We start from the raw sequence: 18,077 nt of genomic DNA on the forward strand, positions 1-18,077 counted from the left end.
TGTGGATCAGGGCGAACTGCGTCTGGAAGGTGTGCAGTTCGTCGAGAGCGGAGGCGAGGGATTCGGTGCGAGTGTCGGTGATGAGGTGCTCCGGGACAGGGTTCAGCGGCGCAGGCCGGGGGCGGTTGCGGCCATGGCCGGCGGGGGTGGCACGGCAGTGGGCAGCGCCTTGGGTTTGGCCGGGGTGCCGGACGCGGGGGGTGTGGCGGCGCGGGCCATCTCGATCAGCTCCTCGCCGTCGACGAGCCACACCGCCCCCGCATCGGCGAGGGCCTCGGGATCCGGGTCGTCCAGTGCGTCGAGACTCAGGCCGTCCTCCACACGATCGAGGAAGGCGTCCTGCTCGGCCGAGAGCGGCGTGTTGGCGCGCAGGGTGGCGATGAACGCGGTGGCGTGGGCGCGGAACCGGTACAGCGCCGCCCCCAGGTCCGCGGTGTCGTACCTCTCGGGTTCATGCTCCTGAGCCCAGCGCAGGTCCTCCTCCGCTTCGTACAGCCGCGAGAGGTGGACGGCCCGCTCGTAGTCGGGCAGCAGACGAGCGTGGACGAACCGGGCGGCGAGTCGGGCGTCGGACGCGATGACGCTGCGCGGAGCCGACATTGTCACCTGGACGTGGTCAGGACTCGGGGTCAGGGCGCCGACCATGTACAAGCCGTCCGAGGGCCGTTCGATCAGCAGCAGCTCGGTGCCGCCGCCGTCACGGAGGATCGCTGCGAAGCCCAGCCGGTTCCTCTCCAGGAGGTCGTAGAGACTGCCCGCCTCCCACAGGAACTCCCGCAGGTTGTGCTGGTCCTGCCGTCGACGCAAAGGCTCAACGGTTGCCATCCAGTGACCGGGCAGCGCCGCCACGATCGCCTCGGCGATGTCGCCGAGGTAGGGGCGGGGGTGGGTGGCGACGGTCACCTGGCAGTCGCGGGCGGCTTGGTGGAGATGCGTGAGCGCTTGACGTGCTTGAGCCTGGTCATCCAGGGACAGGGTGTGGATCTGGTCGTGGCTCTGGGCGAAGCCGGCCAGGTCCAGGGCGGTCTCGGCCCACCGGCGGCGGGTCCCGCTCGGCAGGGCAATGATCTTGTCGCGGGCGCTGAGGTACAGCGTGATGTCGGCGGAAGGGGTGGGCATGGTCCTTCTTGAGGTGGAGGGTCAGTGTCGGCGCTGCTGCGCGGAGTGGGAGGCGGGCTGCGGCATCACCGCTCCGGTGCGCGGCGGCCACCCGTTCACCGGCGAGCGGTGCCCGGCGGCGGGCAGCAGGTTCGGATCGAGGTCGACCTGGTAGCCCGCGGCGCTGAGCATCTGGGCGGCATAGGTGGCCTGCCGGTTCTCGTTCTCCTGGCCGGTGTCGAAGTGCAGCCGGATCCACACGCCGCGCAGGGTCGGGCGGAAGATGAAGCCCGCACGGTCGAGGATCTGGGCGGCGAACTCGTCGACGGGACCGTCGACTTCGACTTCGCCGCCGCGTTTGCGGGCGATGCGGATGGGCTCGGTGCTCACCGCCCCCGTCCCGGCTCTGGGCCCTGGGCGTGTTGGGCGACGGGGACCGCGGCCGGTTGCGCCGAGGGCCGTGCCGGGGCGGTGGACAGCGCGGGGGCGCGCTGCGGCGAGGTGACCGTAGCGGCCTGGGCGATGCGCTGGCGGCGCTCCAATAGCCCGTTGCGGACGTACGGGCGGGCGGGCGCGGGGGTGAGCGCGGGGTCGAGGGAGTAGTCGGCCTGCACGGCAAAACCGTGTCGGCGCAGATCCTGGACGGCCTGGCGGGTGCGGCGCTGGCCGTCCTGTTCCGGTTGGGTGATCCGGTACAGGCCCGGCAGGTCGGGGACGGGCTCGAACTGCTCGCGGACGAGGAACCACTCGGCCAGGTGCGGGGTGACGGAGGCCGTGGGGGCGGCGACGAAGCCGTGTTCGGGGTGGACGGCGAAGTGGAAGTGGTCGGACAGAAGGCGGATCCTTTCTGCGGGGGTCAGCGGTGCGCCGCCGACGACCGGGACAGAGCGGGAGGTGCCGGGCGGGCGGTGAGCAGGTGCGGACTCGGTGCCGACAGCGCCATCGGTCCGCCGGGGACGGCGGCACGGGCCTGGCGCTCGAACACCTTGCTGTCGGCGAGCCAGGTCTCCATCGCGGGCAGGGCGGCGAGACCGAAGCGGCTGCGGGCCTGCTTCCACCCCTCGACCGAGAACAGGACGCCGCTCAGAGCCTTGTCCTCGGCCCGGATTTCCTGGCTGTCGGCGAGCGCCGTGCGCAGACGCTCCAGCGCGGCGGCGTCCTGGGGCCAGAGGCTGCGGGCGGGGCGGCACCGGCTGAGCAGGACAGGGCCGTGCTCGAGAACGTCACGGAAAGAGAGCCAGGCATAGTCGCCGAACGTGCGCTCCATCTCGGGAATCATCCGGGAGTCGGCGAGCGGCACACCGTCGCTGTAGCGACCGGACTCCTTGATCGCCTGCAGCGTCTCGTGCTCCGACCGGATGCGCTCCAGTGCGGTCAGGACCGTGTCTAGGCGACGGTTGTGCAGACAGCGGCTGTACTCGGGCAGGAACGTGGTGGCGACGACGTGTGCGGCCCGGCCCGGTTCGGCGGGCAGCACGATGCTGCGTGGAGCGTTCGGCTCCTCCCAGTTGGCGTCGTACTCCTCGGTGGCGAAGGCCCCCAAGAGGTATCCGGCGCTGTGCCCGGGGCGCTCGATGAGCAGCAGCTCGGTGCCCACCGAGTTCTTGAGGACGACCGCACTGGGAACGTGGTCGTGCAGGAGAGCCTGGAGGAGGTCTCCGCTGTCCCACAGCGAGCCGATGAGGTCCTCTTGCACCACGGGGTGGTAGTGGACCTCCAGCTTCGCGGTCCAGGTGCCGGGCAGCCGGGCGGCGAGGCCCTCGCCGAAATCCGCGAGGTAGGGCCGGGGGCTGGTGGTGATGGTCGCGCCGTGCTCGTGGGCACGGTGCACCAGGGCACTGGCCATCTGGCGGGTGGCCGGCCAGTCGGCCAGCGGCGCGGTGAAGGCGCCGCCGGGGATCCGCTGGAACCCGGCTTCTTCCAGAACGCGGGCGGCTCGGCGGTGCTCCTCGCCGTAGGGGATGGCGACGAGCCCGTGGGTGCGACTGGTGCTGAGGATGATCTGAGTGGGGGGTATGGGCGGCATGGGGTCCAGGTGGTCAGCGCGCAGTCCGCGACACGGGGACCGCGGGGGACGGGAGTTGCACGGGCGGAAGTGCCACCGGGGCCGTGGCCAGCCGGGGCTGTTTGGCTCTGCCGCCGGTCTCGGTGTGGAGCCGCGCGGCGGTGGCGATCAGCTGGGTCCGGGCCGTGCTGCACTTCTCGGCCGCGATGATCCGCAGCGTCTTGGAGTCACCTCGCAGGTGCGAGGTCTCCACCCCGGGGATGGCCTGGCGGTAGAAGCCGGTGGCCACACAGTCCAGGGCCTCGGTCAGGTGGCCCATGGCGCCGGTGACGGCGGTCATCGCCTCGGCGAGCCGCATGAGGGTGTGGCGCTCGGGGAGGTGGACCGTCTCATGTTGAGCGAAGCGTTCCTGCACCCGTTCGCTGGCGTAGGTGAGGTGGTGGGCGAGCAGGGCGATGTCGTCGGTGAGCGCCGCCGGGTCCACCGCCGCGCGGCTGGTGGGCAGCTGGGCGGCGATCTCATTGAGCCGCCGGGCGAGGTAGTCCAGGGTCGCCTGGGTGACGCCGGCAGCCATCAGGACACCAGCTCCTGCCCGCGCGTTCGTGCGTGCCGCAGCGCGGAGCGCAGCGCACGGCCGTGCCGGAAGGCGAACTCGCGCGAAGGACCCCGAAGATCCCGGTAGGCGCCGGCGCCGCCAGCACTCATCTGGTGATCATGCTGCCGATAGAAATAGACGACGTGCGGCAGCAGTTCGCCCGCGGAGAGGTTGGTCACGCCGTTGACCATCAAAAAGTCTTCCCCGACGGTGAGCCCACCGTGTCCGCCCGCCGCGACGACGAGGTCGGTCCGGGCCAGCAGCATGGTCTGGCCGAGCGGGATCTGGGCCTCGGGGCTGGTCCAGTACCCGGTCACGTCACCGGGCTGGTGCACGCCGGGGGGCGTCGGGCAGCGCCAGATCGTGGTGGAGCCGTCCGCGTGCAGGTCGGCGCTCCACCCCGCCACCCAGCCCAGCCCGGTCTCGGTGATCCGCTGGTGCCGGATGGCGAGACTGTCCTCGGGCGCGAGATCGTCGTCGTCCATGTAGCACACCAGGGGGGTGCGGACGGTGCGCAGGCCCAGGTTGCGGGCGGCGGCAGCACCGACCGGGCGGGGCAGTTCGACCACGCGGATGCGGGCATCGGCTGCCAGCGGTTCGGGCAGCAGCGCGGGGTCGGCCCCGTCGAGGACGAGGACAGCCTCCCAGGGCACGGTCTGCCGCATCAGGCTGGCGTGCAGTTCGGCGAGGTAGCCCAGGCGTTCGGGCCGCAGCCGGGTGGCGATGACGACCGTGATGTCGGGACGGGAGTGCGAGGACAGGACGTTCTCCAGAGACGAAGGGTGCGAAGTCAGCGGTGGGTGGCGGGCCGTGCGGCCGTTGAGGTGGGGGCCGGCGTGGCGAGGGGCGGCGCGGTGCGCGGCGGTCGGGTGGCGGGCACCGGTTGCCCGGGATGCCACAGGGAGGGATGGTCGCTGAACCGTGTGCGCGGGTCGGTGTTCCAGCCGACGATCGGTCCGCGGTCGGCCGCGTACAGGCTGATGACCTCGATCCCGACGGGATGCAGGACATAACCCCAGGACAAAGAGTCGGAGTTGGCCTCGGTGATGACCTCGCGTTCGAGCGGGGAGCCGTCGGAGGTGATGACGTCGTCCATCTCGCGGCTGGGCCATCTCTCCCCGCCAGTAAGCGCCTTGAATAGCGACGTGGGGGCGCCGTCGAGGAGATCGGTGCCCAGCTCGTCCCAGGCGATGGCCACCTGGTCGATGAGGTGAACGCTCATGGCCTCGACGTCACGGGCGAAGCGGTGCTGGTAGGCGGCCAGGAGCAGCGGCAGGCGACCGCTGGGGGCGCCGTCGAAGTGGACGTAGATACCGGTGTATCCGGTGGCGGTGGGGCGGGCGATGCAGGAGCTGGTGGACAAGGGACCTCGAAGGAGCGCGGGCTACCGGCTGGGGGCCGGCCCGGGAGGGGCTTTCGGCGGAGCCGGAGGGAGAGCAGGCGCCGTGCTGGCCGGGGCATTGGCCTGCGGCTTCGGGGCCGGCGACGGGTCGTAGGCGGCGCGCAGGATGGCCAGGTCGGCCGTGTGCGCGAGGGCCAGCACGTCCAGGCTGCGGCTGGCTGCTGCCATCAGCATCTTGGGCGGGGACTCTGGCTCCGCTCCGCGGTTCTGGCGGCGCCATCGGGCCGCGGCCAGAAGGTAGTCGCTGACCGCCTGGAGCACGGGTTCGGCAGCGTCCAGGAGGTGCTGGGTGACGGCGCTGGCCTGCGCGGGTGTCTCGGCGGCGGCGAGTGCGTCGTGATACGGGGCGAGGTCCGGGCCCGGCAGGGGCGCGGCCGGCAGCGGGTGCTCGCCCAGGAAGGGCTCGGCATCCCGCTTCGCCCAGCGCAGCAGGTCGCGGTCGGTGGCGATGCCGTAGCGGGCGGCGGCGATCTGGTCGGCGTCGCGGCCGACGTTGTCGTACAGCTCGAAGTCAGGATCGGGCAAGGGCAGTTCCAGGTGGGGGGGGTGGACGGCGTGCGCTACACGCGGGGCAGGGACGCGGAGTCCACGGGCGGACCGGAGGCGTCGGTGCGGGCACAGGTGTAGGCCAGGAGCGTGGAGGGCGCGGCCTTCGCGGGGACGGTGGCGGCGTCGTTGCAGACGAACGTGTACTGGATGGAGCGGCGCGGGATGTCATGCAGCCAAGCCCGGTCGTCCTTGCCGGGGTTGAGCTGCAGCCCGGAGCGGGCGACCGCGTCGGTCTGGGTGTGGGTGTGGGAGAAGAAGACCAGCGCACCGCCGTCGGAAGTCTTCAGCGCGTACGCGTCGCGGTAGCGGTTGGTGGCGCCGGCGAACGTGCTGGTGCCCTGGCTGCCGTACTGGGTGACGGTCTCGTCGTGGACCTTGACCTGCTGGCTGCTCGCCTTGCTCTCGGTGAAGGTCTTCTTCCCGGAGTTCTGGCCGCCGGTGGCGAAGTTGTCCAGGATGCCGCTGCGGAGCAGGTCGGCTCCCGCGGCCAGGTCCTTGTTGTCGTTGGCCGCGACGGCGGTGGCGTATCCGTCGGCGTCCAGGGCGACCTTGGGCAGGTCCGTGCCGTACAGATCGGCGACGGAGACCATCTCCCACCGCTTGTGCTGCGGCTGTTCGGCGAAGACGGCGAGCCGGCTGGGGGCCTTGCCCTTGGTTCCGGAGAGCGCGGCGGCGAACCAGCGCGGCTGGCCGGGGGCGAGCCGCGGGATGTACAGCTGGGCGTTCTGCGTGTCGTACGCCCACGGCTCGTACGCCTTGCGCTCGGACTGGGCCAGGCCCTCGGACTCCTTGTACTCGGAGACCGACATGGCATACGCCGGGCCGTCCTCGACGGTGTCGAGCAGGTCGCGGTTGTTGTCGCTGTTGGCCTTGTTGTTGACCGCCGAATACCGGTCGATCTCGGCGAGGGCCTGCTGCTTGGTCAGCGCGGGCGGCAGCTCCCGCGGCTGGTCGGCGCTCGCGGACGGAGCGGTTTTCTCGGCCTCGGGGCTGCCGCTGCTGCAGGCGGTCGCGGCCAGGGCCACGCAGGCCGTGGCGATGGCGAGGGGGAATCGGTGGAGGGGGCGGCGGATGAGGGGCTCCTGAGAAAAAGGGGGGTGGGTGATCCGCCTCTAGGGTCCGGGCAATCCCCGGTTTTGCTAACCGGGGATTGCCCGCTATGTTCCGCCCTCCCCTGCGCGGTGACGCGGGCGCGAAGCTGCCCCCCCCCAGCGGGGCATCATGCAGCTTCTGTACAGGTCAGCGGAGGGTCGGGGAGGGGGTCGGGGACACAGGAGGGGGCGCGGGCAGTGCGGCAGGGGGCCGGTTGGGGAGAGCGGGCGCGGAATGTGGGGCACGGCGTGTGCCGGCTGCCGCCGCGACGAGCCGGTCGGCGTCCCGGTTCAGGTTGCTGGCCGCGTCGGTCAGGTGCCGGTGCGCGCTGGCGAGCCGGTTGTCGAGGGTTCCGCGTGCGCTGCTGATGGCCTTGGCCCGTTCCGGGGACCGGGGGCCGGCGCTGATTTCCTGGAGGTGGCCGATCTGGGCGACGGCTTCGCCCAGCTTGGCCAGCGCCCAGCCGAGAGGATCGGCCGCCCGCGTCATCAGGGCGACCTTGCGCTGGGCAAGAGGGTCTGCCGTGCTGGGATACCGCTTCACCGCCCGGCCGTGGACGGCGACTTCATGTGCGAGTGAGGCGAAGATGCCCGCGATGACGTGGACTTGGTCTTCTACCTCCTCGCTGAGACTGGCGAGCGAGTGAGCGGACTCCGGGGCTGGCAGGTCGTCGGCGGCATGGTGGATGCGGTCGGCCAGCGCGTGCAGGTGCGCTGCCTGGTCCAGGCCGGCGAGCGGACCGGGCGGCTCGGGCACCGTCACCGGGTGCGGCCAGGAGTGGGGAGCACCGCCGTCGGCAGCCCGATGTTCGAGCCCGCGGCGGTCGCTTTGGTGGCCTGTCGCGCGGAGGCGCGGGGAGCCAGGGCGCGCATGCGGTCGACGGCGACGTGCAGGTCTTCACCGAGCCCGCGCAAGGTGGCCGCGGCGTCATCCAGGTCGTAGTGGAGGTCGAACCCGTCGTCGTGGTCGGACTCCTTGGCCTTCTCGGCTGCCGCTTCGAAGAACTCGGCCAGCCGCTCCAGCAGGCCATCGGTCGGCTCCAAGACCTGGTCGGTCAGGGCAGCGGCGTGCTCGTACGACGTCGCGCCGTTGAGCTGGTCAGTGAGCGCGAGCACCTGACGGCCGTACGGATAACGGCCGTTGGGGTCGGTGGGGGTGGTGAGGCCCGCCGTGGCGGGGACCACGGGCATGGCGGAGGACGTGGACAGGTGGGATCTCCTCAAAGCAGGGGGCGGGGCGCGAGGCCCGGCGCGGGTCTAGCGGCGGTGGGCGACGGGCGTCGAGCCCGGCAGTGCGGCGCGGGTGTTCAGCGTCGGCCCTGCGACGGGCGGTGGCGGACTGTGCCGGAGGTTGACGCCGATACCTCGGGCGGCGAGTTGCTGCGCGACGGCCTGGAAGCGCAGCGCCTGGCCGATCGGGCCGTATGCGGCGGGCAGCAGGAAGGCGCCTTGGTGGGGGTGGTACTGGAAGCCGTGGATGTAGAGCGCGTCACGAGCCTCGGCCGGGACCGTCGGGTACGGCGCGCCGAGCGCGCCGTCGGCGTACCGGGTCAGCGTGAGGACCTGGTCGACCTCGGGCGGGGCTGGCCGCAGGGGCGGATCCGGCTGTACCCGTGCGCTGTGGCGCACGGCGGCCAGGGCGTCCTGGTAGCGGGGCAGGACACGGCGGGTGACTGCGGCGGCAGCACGGAGCGGGTCGTTGCCGACCTTGATGCCGTTGGGCTCCTCTACGCCGACGAAGTGGTGCGGCTTGACGCCGTCCTCGGGTTTGAGGGGAGAGACGAGGAACTGGTCGAGGTGCAGCGGCCGGTCGATGACGCACAACTGCTGTCCGTCGGGCCCGTGGAGATGGGCGTCGTGGCCGAGGATGAATACGCCGACGGCCCAGTGGACGTGGCCGACGTCCCAGACCTTCTCGTCGAGGGGGAACTGGTCACCGTAGGCGGAGTGTTGGCGGTAACCGCTCGTCCAGGTGCCGGGGAGGTGAGAGGCGAGCGCGGCGGCGAACGCGGACAGATCGGTGCGAGGCGGGGGCATGGGCTCCTTGAGGTCGTGTGCGACGGGGCGCTGTCACCGAGCGCGAGCGGGACGGGCGGATGCCACGGGCGTGGCAGGCGCCTGAGCCGGGGCGGTGATGGGCTGGTGTGCGTGAGGGGGGACGGCGCCGGCGGGAGGGGCAACGTGCCGGTAGGCGTGGATCAGTTCCTTGAGGCGATCCACTGCGTCGGCGCGTCGTGCTGCCAGGATGTCGATCTGGGTGGCGCTGTTCTGCAGGATGCCGAGCGAGTTGACCATCGTCTTCCCGGCGGCGACGCGGGTGAGGTTGTCGGCGCCTTGCTGGGCCTGGGCAACGAGTTCCTTGTTGAGGTGGTCCAGGTGCTTTGCGGCCATGGCCACGAGCTGCGCGACGATGTCTTCGGCGCTGCCGGGTGTGTGGAGCCGGTCGAGGCGGCGCGGAGGGATACCGAGGGCATCGATGACCATGTGGGAGCCGGGAGCCGCCGTTGGACGCGAGCTCGCGGAAAGATCATTCATGGGGAGCCCTTCGTCTGCGAGGTGTTCCGCTACCGGGTGCGTGGATTCGGCATGGACGGTGGCGGTGGCGGTGTGGCGCCCTGCCGCATGGACGAGGGAAAGAAGCGGTGAAGGCCGAGGTGCTCGTTCAGCTCCTTGACCGCACTGTCGAGGGACTCCGAGGCACGCCGCAGATAGGCGCGGGCCGTGGCGTGGTGGATCACCATGCGCCCTTCCCGCCGCTGCCTGTCCGAGGTCCCATGCGACCGGGGTAGGGCCAGGGCGATCTCCGCGGTCTCGGCGAACAGCGGGGCTGCGGAACAGGACATCGTGGCTGCCGTCGCCAGATGCGAGAGGACAGCGCTCCCCGCCCGGTTCGTGCTGTGCGGGGTCTTGGCGAATCCAGACGTCAGGTGGACGACGTCGCGGGCGAGAACCTGGGCGGTCTCAGCATGGTGGATGAGCACGGAGAAGTCCGGCGAAGCCGGTACGTGGCCCGTGCCGTCGAGCAACTCCAGCTGGTGGGCGGCGTCCTTGAGCCGGGGCGCCAACTTCTGCAGTTCCTCGATCATGTGAACGGTGTCGCTGTGGGGTATCAGCATCCGTTCGATGTCGTGCTTCACGAAGCCTTCGCTCCCCTTTCAGTGCATGCGGGCATCGGTGTCGAACAGCGCCAGCTCCGCGGGGTGCAGGAGGTGCTGGACGATGAAGGACCGGCCGGCGACCTTCCACAGGCCGCGTCCGCGGTTGAGGTGGGAGATTGCGTCGCTTTCCACGGACGTGAGCCCCAGGAGGGCTGCTGCGGCGTGGAGTTGGTCGGTTTCCTGGCGGTAGATGATGCGGGTGGAGCAGTCGGCGAGCAGGCCCTCGGCGAGGGCGCGTCCGCGGGATCCGGCGTCGCCGGCGGTGAGCAGGTCGGACAGCCGGTGGATGACCATCAGGTTGGCGATGCCCAGGCCGCGGCTGAGTTTCCACTGGGACTGCATGCGCTGGAGGAGGCCGGGGTGGCGCATGAGGCGCCAGGCTTCGTCGTAGACGATCCAGCGCCGGCCGCCGTTCGGGTCGGTGAGCGCGGATTCCATCCAGGCGGAGGCGCAGGTCATGGCGAGGACGAGGGCGGTGTCGTCGCCGGAGCCGCCGAGCCGGGACAGGTCGATGGTGAGCATCGGCGAGTTCGGGTCGAAGATCACGGTGGAGGGGGCGTCGAACATGCCGGCGAGGTCGCCGTGGACCAGGCGGCGCATGGCGTGGGCGAGGTCGCGGGCGGCTTCCCCGAGGCGTCCGGACATCAGGCCGCCGGCGGCGTCGAGTTCGTCGGGGCTGTTGAGCATGGTGGCGATGTCGCCGAGCAGCGGGGTGTGTTTGGCGGCGGCGGCGCGGGTGACGACGGCGTCGAGGGCGACGTCGAGGCCGGTGTGTTCCATCGGCAGCAGGTCGCGCCCGAGGACGGTGCGGGCCAGCGAGCCGAGCAGCAGCAGGCGGCGCTTGCGGATCTCGCTGGCCCAGTCCGTCTCCGAGATCGACGGCGGGCGGGGGGCCGCGTCCAGGGGGTTGAGCTTGCCCGGCAATCCGGGGCCGAGGGCGATGGAGGTGCCGCCGAGTGCGGCGGCCACCGGGGTCCATTCGCCCTTGGGGTCGCACGGCACGTAGACGCGGTAGCCGAAGGCCACGGAGCGCAGGGCGAAACTCTTCGCCAGGGCGCTCTTGCCCTGGCCGATCACACCGGCCAACAGGACGTTGGGGTTCGTGAAGCCTTCGATGCGGCCGTACAGGGCGAAGGGGTCGAAGCAGAAGGAGGCTTCGGCGTGCATGTCGCGGCCGATGTAGATGCCTTCGGCGCCGAGTCCGCCCTCGGCGAGGAAGGGGTAGGCGCCCGCGACGGTCGCGGTGGTCATGCGGTGCGCGGGCAGTTTGAGCTTGCCGCCGCGTGCCGAAGCGGGGCCGGGGCGGCCGTGGGGCGGGAAGAGGGCAGGTGGCATCTCCTGTCCGGCCGGCTCGGCGCCGGACGGGTGCTGGGCGGCTTCGGCGCGTGCCTTGGCGGCGGCCTCGGCGAGTTGGCGGCGTGCGGCCTTGCGGCTGGCGCGGTCGGTGCCGTGCGGGGTGAACAGCGGAGAGGCCGAGGCGCGGCGGGCGCGCCGGGCGGGCCGGTGGGTCATGGCGGAGCGGCTTTCAGATGACGGCGGGCGACGTGGAGCCCGTGAACAAGTGCGGGTAAGTGCCGTCCAGGTGACGGGAGTTACTGGACACAAGCGGTGGCGTGGCCGCGCGCGGGGCGACCCAGGTCGCTGGGGGTGGTGGTGCGGCGCACAAGGTGTCCGGCGGCGAGATGGCGCTGGCAGATGGTCAGCACCGGAGGGCCTTCGGGGAGCCGCTCGGGATGGCACTCCGCGTCATCCGTGGCCGGTTCGTGGACGGGCGGCACGAGGTGGAAGGCGTCATGGACGGCGGCGCTGGCCTGCCACAGCCAGGTGCCCGCGCTGGCCAGGTGCCGCCCGGCCGCCGGATGCGGGGGCCTGGTCGAGGCGGAGAGCTGGTCCAGCAGCTGGTGCAGCGCGATCAGATGGGAGTGCAGTACGTCGAGGTGGGCGCGGTCCGCAGGAACGGGACCAGCCTGTCCACGGGGAGACAGCGCGCGGGTGTGGTGTCGGACGCCGGCACTGGCGGCCCGCAGATACGGGTGGGCGTCGGCGACGGGAGAGGGAGTGGTCAAAGAGGGGTCCTTCGTGCCTGGCGGCAGGGGCTGGGGTCGGTCAGCGGGCGCGGCCAGGCGCTGACGGGGGCGGTGCGGGAGGCACAAGAGGGCTGCGCGCCGGCGCGCGCCTGGCCAGGACGCGAGCCTGCTCACGGCGCAGGTCGATATACGTCCCGGGCCCGCGCACGCCGGGGTGGCTCTGGTCGGCGAGGAGGTCTTCCTCGCCATGGCGGGACGTGCCGGGGCGGCGTACGTCTTCCAACCACAGGTGGAAGGAGGGCAGTTGACTCAGCTTCTGGTAGGCGTCGTCCAGGTCGTCGCCGTTGACGACGAAGAGCCACGGTAGGTTGCCCTCGTCGGCGCCGGGGCCGCGCAGAGCGAGGGTGAAGGCCCGGCGCGGCGGGTCGGCGACCAGCAGTTCGAGCTGCGCCACGAGGGTGTCCAGGGCGTCGCTGGCCTCGATGGCTGTCTCAAGACGGGCGTCGTCGTACGCGGCGTACTGGTCCTCGAACACCTCCCCGCCCTCGGTGCGGTGGGCGTCCAGCCGCTGCTGGTGGCGCCGCTGGAGTTCCTGCACCGGGGCAAGCAGACTGCGGAGTTCGTCGAACAGGTACCCCGGGCGGGGGCGGGGCGTCACAGCGCGGTCCGGGCGAGTGGGAGGGCGCCGAGGGTGAAGGCGTCGGGCTGCTGGAAGATCAAGCGCCTCAGGTCGACTTGGGCGGTGACGGCGGCGGTCTCGATCTGCGCGCACGCGGCATCGAGCAGGGCGTCGGTCTCGGCGGAGACGGTGAGCAGGCCGGTCAGCGCGACGTCCGCGTGCCCGGCGATCAGCTGGCGCTCGCGGGTCTTGACGTCGGCGTACTCGACGCTGTCGGCCTCGGAGTCGACCTGCCCGCGCCGCGAGCGCTCGGCGGCATCCGAGATGATCGCGGCCTTCTTGCGCTGGACATCACGCATCGCCGACTCGAGCCCCTGAGGCACATATATAAGGGACAGGCTGCGCCGTACCCCGGCGGTGAACATCAGCCCGTGGAGGAATCCGGCGCCGGTCTCCGTCCTCGGCCAGTCCTCGACCCAGTAGGTCGTGTGCCGGGCGGAGTCGGTGGCCACGCGGTCGTACTCCTCGACCTGGACGACGGGCCCGGCGGCAGCGGGGTCGGCCTCGGCGCGCCCGCTCTCCGACCACTGCTGCAGAGCGGAGAGCGCCTTGGGGTCGTAGGCGGTGCGGATGACGGCGGCTATCTCGCGTGCGGTCAGCCAGCCGGTGACCATCAGCCCGGCGCTGCGGGCGGCCTGGGCGATGGCGCTGGTGGTCTGCTCCATCACCGTGAACGCTCCGGGGAAGCCGCCTCCGGCCTGGGAGATGAGGCGCTTGGCGGCCTTGAGGTCCAGGGAGATGGCCAGGTACGCCTCGTGCGGTGCGGCGGCCGGGCCGGCGGAGGCGACCAGGTCGGAGTACACCTGCCCGGCGACCGGGGTCTGGGGGCGTCCCTGCTGGGCCCAGTGGCGGGCAAGGGTGTCACCGCTGTCGGGCACGGTGCGCTCCAGGACCTGCACGGTGGCGACGTGCCCGGTCCGCGCGATGCCCGCCAACGCCCTTCCCCACCCGCTGACGTTGTGGTTCTGGGTGGCGGGGTCGAGCAGGGCGAAGGCTCTGCTGGAGACGCGGGCGACGGCGGTCAGGGTCTGGTGGTGCGGATCGTGGACCGCGGCGGCGCCGTTGGCCGAGTCCGAGGGGGTGACGACACGCAGGGAGGCGGCGGTGCCGGGCAGGTGGAGGGTGCCGTCGTGGCGCGGGCGGGTGACCGGCCGGGCGAGCCACAGAGTCTGCCCGCTGCGGCGGCGCCGGGCGAAACGGACGACGATCGGCGCCCAGTCGATCAGGGACCGGCCGCCTCGGCGGATGGCGACCAGGGCGGCGACCGCGGCCCACAGCGGGGTGAGCGCGATGGCGCCGAGCAGCCCGGTGCTGACGACGGTGGCCAGGAGCAGCGCCAACGCGCAGGAGACAAGGATCAGTTGGGGAAGGGTGAGGCCGAGCAGGATGCCGCGCTTCGACCTGTGGGGGAATTTGACCGTGAGGGGGGTGATCGAGAGTTGAGACAAGGGCCGTTCCGGTGGTGCGCGGGCGGGGCCGGAGCGGCACACACGGGGGCGTGGTGCGTGCCGCTCCGGCGCGAAGGGATGGGGTCAGATACCGGTGGGCGGAGGCGGCGGAGGAGGCGCTCCGGCGCCGCTGGCACCGGATGAGGAAGCAGAGTTCGGCGCCGGGGGCGCGCCCTGCGGCGGAGGCGTGGTGGAGCCTGCCGGGTTCGACATGAACCCGCCGCCGGACGGGGATCCCGAGCCTGAGCCGGGTCCGCCCTGGCCGGGACCGCCGCCGAACTGGCCGCCGGTGTCATCGCGGGTGCTCGTCGGCGGAGGCTGAACGGCCTTCTCCAGACCGTCCTTCATGCCCTGGCCACCAGAGGAGCCGCCGGAGCTGCCGGAGTCCTGGCCGCCGCCGGTGGGGTTGGCGGCAACGTCGCCGGGGAAGCCGCCGCCGGGCACCGAGTCCGGCCCTTGCGGGGCGGCGCCCGCTCCGGCTGCCGCGCCGCCGGTTCCGGCGGTGGCCGCCATCGTGGCGGCCTTGCGGCCGGCGCGCTCACCGTGCTGCTTGGCGAGCTGAGCTCCGGCACCACCGGCGCGGTGAATCGATTCTCCGTCAGTGCCTTCAGCGGCCCAGTGCACGAACTTGAACGTCGCGTACGGGCACAGCAACACCAAGATCATGACCACGATGCCGGACATGACGTCGGCGAGTGCTCCGAGTCCGTCCTTGGCCTCGGTCTTGCCCATGGCGGCGATGCCGAGTACGAAGATCACGGTCATCAGCAGTTTGCTGACGACGAGGGTGGCGGTGGCTTCGATCCAGCCGCGGCGCCAGCGGCGGGCGACTTCCCAGCCGCCGCCGGCACCGGCGAACACCGCCAGGGTGACCATGACGAGGATGCCGACCTTGCGGACCATCATCACGCACCAGTACATGAACGCTCCGATGGCGGCTCCGATGGCTGCGAAGACGGCCACGAGCCAGCCCAGTCCGGCGAGTGCCGGGATCTGGGAGACCTTCACGATGCGCCGCACGGCTGATTCGATCGACAGGTGCGACGCCTTGAACAGCCCGTCGGACAGGGCGTCGACGACTTCGATGGCGACGGTGGTCAGGGCGATGGCGCTGAAGGCGAAGATCACGCCGGATGCGGTGCCGGTGAAGGCTTGGGTGAGGGCCTCGCCGTCGCGGCGGATCGCGGCGCGCACCAGCTGGGCGCAGAACGTCGCGACCAGGAGCACCAGGCCGATCGGCAGCAGCATCGCGTAGTTGTCGCGGAACCAGCCCGCATTCAAATCGACGCGGGTGGTGGCGTTGACGGCCTTGGCGGCCAAGTCGGCTGCGGTGGCGGCGAGTTCGCCGGAGGACTTGGCCATCCAGTCGCCGATGACCTTGCCGGGATCGCTGGCGAAGTCGACGGCACCCTTGGCGGCGCCGGCGATGCCGCACACCTTGTCGGCGAGGGGGATGTCACAGAAACCCACGGGGAGTTGGCCTCCTTTCTGGTTTCAGGCGCGGGTCACTGCGTGACGGTCGGGGCGATGGCGGCCAGGGTGCAGTCGTGGCTGGGGCGGCACTGGACGGCTAGGGTCACGGCACGGTCCTCGGCCCCTTGGCCGCCGGACTTCCAGGCGATCTGCTGCTTGCCGTTGACGGTGACGACGTAGATGTACGCCTTGGTGATCGCGGAGGGGTCCTCGGCCAGGGCCGCCTTGAACGCGGAGGGGAAGTGGCCTTCGGTGACCGTCGCGCTGGCGTGCTGGTCGTTGTCGGCCATGCGCGACCACAGGGTCGGATCCGGTACCTGAGCGGTGACCGATGTCCAGTCGGCGTACGTGGATTCCTTGGTCAGCCACGCGCTCATGCCGGCGAGCTGCTGGTCACGGGTCGTGTTGCGGGTGTCGTAGGACCAGAGCATCTCGGCTGCGGCCTTGGCGTAGGCGACGGGCTCGGCGACCTGCGGCGGCTTGGGCACCAACCCCGTCCCCTGAGTGCCGGGCTTCGGGGCGGTTTCCCCAGGGCCGGTGCTGTTCGCAGCCGACGGCGAGCCGGACTCGGAGTGGCCACCGCCGTTGCCGCCTCCGGTGAAGAAGGCGACGCCGGCGGCCAGCGCGAGCAGGACGGTGAGGCTGATCGCGACGATGGCGATGCGGCGGTTGGCCGACCAGCCGACGCCGTAGGAGGACAGGGAGAAGGAGGGGAAGCGTTTCATCAGTGGACCTGCGACCCCAGGGCCGAGAAGAACGCGACAATGCCGTTGGCCGCGCCCAAGCCGAGGGCTGCGCCCGCGGCGACGATGGCGCCCTTCTTGCCGTTGGCTTCTGCCTGGTGGCCGCCGGTGTGGTGGCCCCAGGCCCACACGCCGAGCGAGACGGCCAGGGCCCCGACGACGGCGATGATCCCGAACATGTTGATCGAGTTGACGACGTTCTTCAGCACGCTCAGTCCGGGCAGGCCACCGCCCTGGGGAGAGATGCCGGGGTCGTAGGCGAGTGGGATGACACGGTCTGCGAGAGGTATGGGCATGGGTGTGGCGGGACTCCTTGCGTGCGCAGGCCGGATACGGCCCGGCGAAAGAGGGAAGAGAGGAAGGGGGGGAGCGGCGCGAGCGGCGCCGAGAGGGGCCGGTCCGGCCCGCGCGATGCGGGGGTCCCGGGCGGAGGACGGCGTCAGATGACGCGGCGGACGGCGAGAATCGCCCAGTCCTTCAATGGGGTGATGCGTACCGGTTTGCCGGTCTTCGGGGCCTCGATGACGAGGCCCGCCCCCATGAACATCCCGACGTGTTCGGGTACGGCAGCCGTGCCGCGGCTGAAGATCAGGTCGCCGGGCTGCAGCTTGTCGGGCGAGACGGCCTTGCCTTCATTGACCTGCGTGTACGTGGTGCGGGTCAGCTTGATGCCGGCCGTGGCGTATGCCTGCTGCATCAGGCTGCTGCAGTCGCAGCGGCCCATCGGATCGGGGCCGTGCGCGGCGGTGCAGCTGCCGCCCCACTGGTACAGCGTGCCGAGCTGGTGCATCGCCCAGTCGATGGCCTTCCGCGCCTTGGGGTCGGCGTCTTTCGGGATGGTGTAGCCCTTGGGCACGCTGCCCTCGGGGATGCGCCCGTAGGAGGATCCGTCCTCGGCCGGACCGCAGCCGGACGCCGGGGTCTTACTGTCCTTGGGCTTGTCGCCGTCCTTGGCGGGCTTGCCCTTCTCCCCGCCGGGGAACGTGGCGGCGATGGCTTTCTGCAGGGCGGTGGCCAGCGGCTCCCACTGCGCGTACGCGTCCGGGAAGCCTGATGCCTGCACGGCCTGGGCGGCCTGGGTGACGGTCATCTGCTGCCAGCCCTTGACCTGCAGCAACGCCTTGTAGAACCGCTCGCTGGCGTAGACCGGGTCGCGGATCTGTTGGGCGGTGCCCCAGCCTTGGCTGGGCCGCTGCTGGAAGAGTCCGAGGCTGTCGCGGTCGCCGGAGCCGAGGTTGCGCAGGCGTGATTCCTGCATCGCGGTGGCGAGCGCGACGATCTGCCCGCGCTGGGGCACGTCGAGCGAGATGCCGGTGGCGACGATGGTCTGGGCGTTGGGGACCTGCTCGGCGGGCAGGGTCAGGCCCTCGACCTTCACGTCCTTGCCGGACGCGCCATCGAGGATCTTCGTCACCTGCTTGGTGACGGCGTCCGTGTCGACGTCGTGCAGGCAGTTGCTGAAGGAGCTGGTGGTTTCGGCGGCTTCGCTGGAGGCGGCGGCCACCATCATGGCCGTGCCCGCGAGCAGCAGGGGGGAGAGGAAGACGACGCCGATGCCGGCGGCTATCGCCTTCAATCCGGCACGCCTCCCGGCGGCGGAGTTTCAGGCAGGGGAGGGTAGGGGGGTGTCACGAGGGCGTCCTTGAAGGGTGAAGTCCCGTCCGCGCGGGCGTACTTGGGGAAGGCCGCGGCGGCCGGTGGCGGGTAATTCAGGGCCCAGCGCATGCGGCGAGTTGCACCTCGCTTCTGCGTGCGCTGATCAGGTTCAGGTGGAGCCGGGCATGGTGGACCTCGGTTCGTGAGGGCGGG

22 protein-coding genes are annotated in these 18,077 nt (G+C 71.4%); all 22 read right to left on the reverse strand.

All coding sequences use genetic code 11. The features are described from left to right. Positions 1 to 102: 102 nt before the first annotated feature. Positions 103 to 1,119, reverse strand: coding sequence for a hypothetical protein (locus IEZ17_RS09585; protein WP_189298520.1), 1,017 nt, complete (start codon positions 1,117 to 1,119; stop codon positions 103 to 105). A 21-nt stretch (positions 1,120 to 1,140) separates the two neighbouring features. After that, on the reverse strand, positions 1,141 to 1,488 hold the full coding sequence (locus IEZ17_RS09590) for a hypothetical protein (protein WP_189298522.1): 348 nt from the start codon (positions 1,486 to 1,488) through the stop codon (positions 1,141 to 1,143). After that, a complete protein-coding gene (locus IEZ17_RS09595; protein WP_189298524.1) occupies positions 1,485 to 1,712 on the reverse strand; it encodes a hypothetical protein in 228 nt (75 codons plus the stop codon). The genes IEZ17_RS09590 and IEZ17_RS09595 overlap by 4 nt, the downstream gene beginning before the upstream one ends. 242 nt (positions 1,713 to 1,954) lie before the next feature. After that, a complete protein-coding gene (locus tag IEZ17_RS09600) occupies positions 1,955 to 3,124 on the reverse strand; it encodes a hypothetical protein (RefSeq protein ID WP_189298526.1) in 1,170 nt (389 codons plus the stop codon). Positions 3,125 to 3,137: 13 nt separating this feature from the next. After that, positions 3,138 to 3,677 (reverse strand): hypothetical protein, encoded by a 540-nt coding sequence (locus IEZ17_RS09605; protein WP_189298528.1) that lies wholly within the window; start codon positions 3,675 to 3,677, stop codon positions 3,138 to 3,140. Beyond that, on the reverse strand, positions 3,677 to 4,597 hold the full coding sequence (locus IEZ17_RS09610; protein ID WP_308427617.1) for a glycosyltransferase family 2 protein: 921 nt from the start codon (positions 4,595 to 4,597) through the stop codon (positions 3,677 to 3,679). Before IEZ17_RS09610 ends, IEZ17_RS09605 begins: the two co-directional genes overlap by 1 nt. Next, on the reverse strand, positions 4,489 to 5,061 hold the full coding sequence (locus IEZ17_RS09615) for a hypothetical protein (protein WP_229852106.1): 573 nt from the start codon (positions 5,059 to 5,061) through the stop codon (positions 4,489 to 4,491). Before IEZ17_RS09615 ends, IEZ17_RS09610 begins: the two co-directional genes overlap by 109 nt. A 21-nt stretch (positions 5,062 to 5,082) precedes the next feature. After that, positions 5,083 to 5,625, reverse strand: coding sequence for a hypothetical protein (locus tag IEZ17_RS09620; protein ID WP_229852107.1), 543 nt, complete (start codon positions 5,623 to 5,625; stop codon positions 5,083 to 5,085). A gap of 35 nt (positions 5,626 to 5,660) precedes the next feature. Then, a complete protein-coding gene (locus IEZ17_RS09625; protein WP_229852108.1) occupies positions 5,661 to 6,674 on the reverse strand; it encodes a DUF8094 domain-containing protein in 1,014 nt (337 codons plus the stop codon). A gap of 214 nt (positions 6,675 to 6,888) precedes the next feature. Next, positions 6,889 to 7,497 carry a hypothetical protein gene (locus IEZ17_RS09630; RefSeq protein ID WP_189298530.1) on the reverse strand — a complete coding sequence of 203 codons (609 nt, stop codon included), beginning with the start codon at positions 7,495 to 7,497 and terminating at the stop codon, positions 6,889 to 6,891. Between the two features lie 2 nt (positions 7,498 to 7,499). Then, positions 7,500 to 7,931 carry a hypothetical protein gene (locus tag IEZ17_RS09635; protein ID WP_189298532.1) on the reverse strand — a complete coding sequence of 144 codons (432 nt, stop codon included), beginning with the start codon at positions 7,929 to 7,931 and terminating at the stop codon, positions 7,500 to 7,502. A 66-nt stretch (positions 7,932 to 7,997) separates the two neighbouring features. After that, complete coding sequence (locus tag IEZ17_RS09640) at positions 7,998 to 8,777, reverse strand: hypothetical protein (RefSeq protein ID WP_189298533.1); 780 nt, start codon at positions 8,775 to 8,777, stop codon at positions 7,998 to 8,000. Between the two features lie 33 nt (positions 8,778 to 8,810). Further along, positions 8,811 to 9,224, reverse strand: coding sequence for a hypothetical protein (locus IEZ17_RS09645; protein ID WP_229852109.1), 414 nt, complete (start codon positions 9,222 to 9,224; stop codon positions 8,811 to 8,813). Positions 9,225 to 9,304: 80 nt separating this feature from the next. Continuing rightward, the gene (locus IEZ17_RS09650) at positions 9,305 to 9,877 is read right to left on the reverse strand and encodes a hypothetical protein (protein WP_189298537.1); all 573 of its coding nucleotides are present in this window, start codon (positions 9,875 to 9,877) and stop codon (positions 9,305 to 9,307) included. Between the two features lie 18 nt (positions 9,878 to 9,895). Then, positions 9,896 to 11,410: a putative type IV secretion/conjugal transfer ATPase gene (locus tag IEZ17_RS09655; RefSeq protein WP_189298539.1), complete on the reverse strand. Its 1,515-nt coding sequence runs from the start codon at positions 11,408 to 11,410 to the stop codon at positions 9,896 to 9,898. A gap of 80 nt (positions 11,411 to 11,490) precedes the next feature. Then, on the reverse strand, positions 11,491 to 11,964 hold the full coding sequence (locus tag IEZ17_RS09660; protein WP_189298541.1) for a DUF6238 family protein: 474 nt from the start codon (positions 11,962 to 11,964) through the stop codon (positions 11,491 to 11,493). Between the two features lie 40 nt (positions 11,965 to 12,004). Next, a complete protein-coding gene (locus tag IEZ17_RS09665; protein WP_189298543.1) occupies positions 12,005 to 12,583 on the reverse strand; it encodes a hypothetical protein in 579 nt (192 codons plus the stop codon). Beyond that, the gene (locus IEZ17_RS09670; protein ID WP_189298545.1) at positions 12,580 to 14,052 is read right to left on the reverse strand and encodes an SCO6880 family protein; all 1,473 of its coding nucleotides are present in this window, start codon (positions 14,050 to 14,052) and stop codon (positions 12,580 to 12,582) included. Before IEZ17_RS09670 ends, IEZ17_RS09665 begins: the two co-directional genes overlap by 4 nt. Before the next feature lie 84 nt (positions 14,053 to 14,136). After that, on the reverse strand, positions 14,137 to 15,522 hold the full coding sequence (locus IEZ17_RS09675) for an SCO6881 family protein (protein ID WP_189298547.1): 1,386 nt from the start codon (positions 15,520 to 15,522) through the stop codon (positions 14,137 to 14,139). A 35-nt stretch (positions 15,523 to 15,557) separates the two neighbouring features. After that, positions 15,558 to 16,253: a hypothetical protein gene (locus IEZ17_RS09680; protein WP_189298843.1), complete on the reverse strand. Its 696-nt coding sequence runs from the start codon at positions 16,251 to 16,253 to the stop codon at positions 15,558 to 15,560. Further along, a complete protein-coding gene (locus tag IEZ17_RS09685; protein WP_189298549.1) occupies positions 16,250 to 16,564 on the reverse strand; it encodes a DUF6112 family protein in 315 nt (104 codons plus the stop codon). Before IEZ17_RS09685 ends, IEZ17_RS09680 begins: the two co-directional genes overlap by 4 nt. A 143-nt stretch (positions 16,565 to 16,707) precedes the next feature. Further along, the gene (locus tag IEZ17_RS09690; RefSeq protein ID WP_189298551.1) at positions 16,708 to 17,844 is read right to left on the reverse strand and encodes a C40 family peptidase; all 1,137 of its coding nucleotides are present in this window, start codon (positions 17,842 to 17,844) and stop codon (positions 16,708 to 16,710) included. Positions 17,845 to 18,077 lie beyond the last annotated feature (233 nt).

Source organism: Streptomyces albospinus (genome assembly GCF_014648695.1).
GTDB lineage: Bacteria > Actinomycetota > Actinomycetes > Streptomycetales > Streptomycetaceae > Streptomyces > Streptomyces albospinus.

What these genes read in the sequence shown, in the direction of transcription:
- IEZ17_RS09645 (WP_229852109.1), bottom strand. Translation starts at nt 9,224, where the DNA reads ATGGTCATCGATGCCCTCGGTATCCCTCCGCGCCGCCTCGACCGGCTC.
- IEZ17_RS09640 (WP_189298533.1), bottom strand. Translation starts at nt 8,777, where the DNA reads ATGCCCCCGCCTCGCACCGATCTGTCCGCGTTCGCCGCCGCGCTCGCC.
- IEZ17_RS09605 (WP_189298528.1), bottom strand. Translation starts at nt 3,677, where the DNA reads ATGGCTGCCGGCGTCACCCAGGCGACCCTGGACTACCTCGCCCGGCGG.
- IEZ17_RS09655 (WP_189298539.1), bottom strand. Translation starts at nt 11,410, where the DNA reads ATGACCCACCGGCCCGCCCGGCGCGCCCGCCGCGCCTCGGCCTCTCCG.
- IEZ17_RS09635 (WP_189298532.1), bottom strand. Translation starts at nt 7,931, where the DNA reads ATGCCCGTGGTCCCCGCCACGGCGGGCCTCACCACCCCCACCGACCCC.
- IEZ17_RS09600 (WP_189298526.1), bottom strand. Translation starts at nt 3,124, where the DNA reads ATGCCGCCCATACCCCCCACTCAGATCATCCTCAGCACCAGTCGCACC.
- IEZ17_RS09585 (WP_189298520.1), bottom strand. Translation starts at nt 1,119, where the DNA reads ATGCCCACCCCTTCCGCCGACATCACGCTGTACCTCAGCGCCCGCGAC.
- IEZ17_RS09685 (WP_189298549.1), bottom strand. Translation starts at nt 16,564, where the DNA reads ATGCCCATACCTCTCGCAGACCGTGTCATCCCACTCGCCTACGACCCC.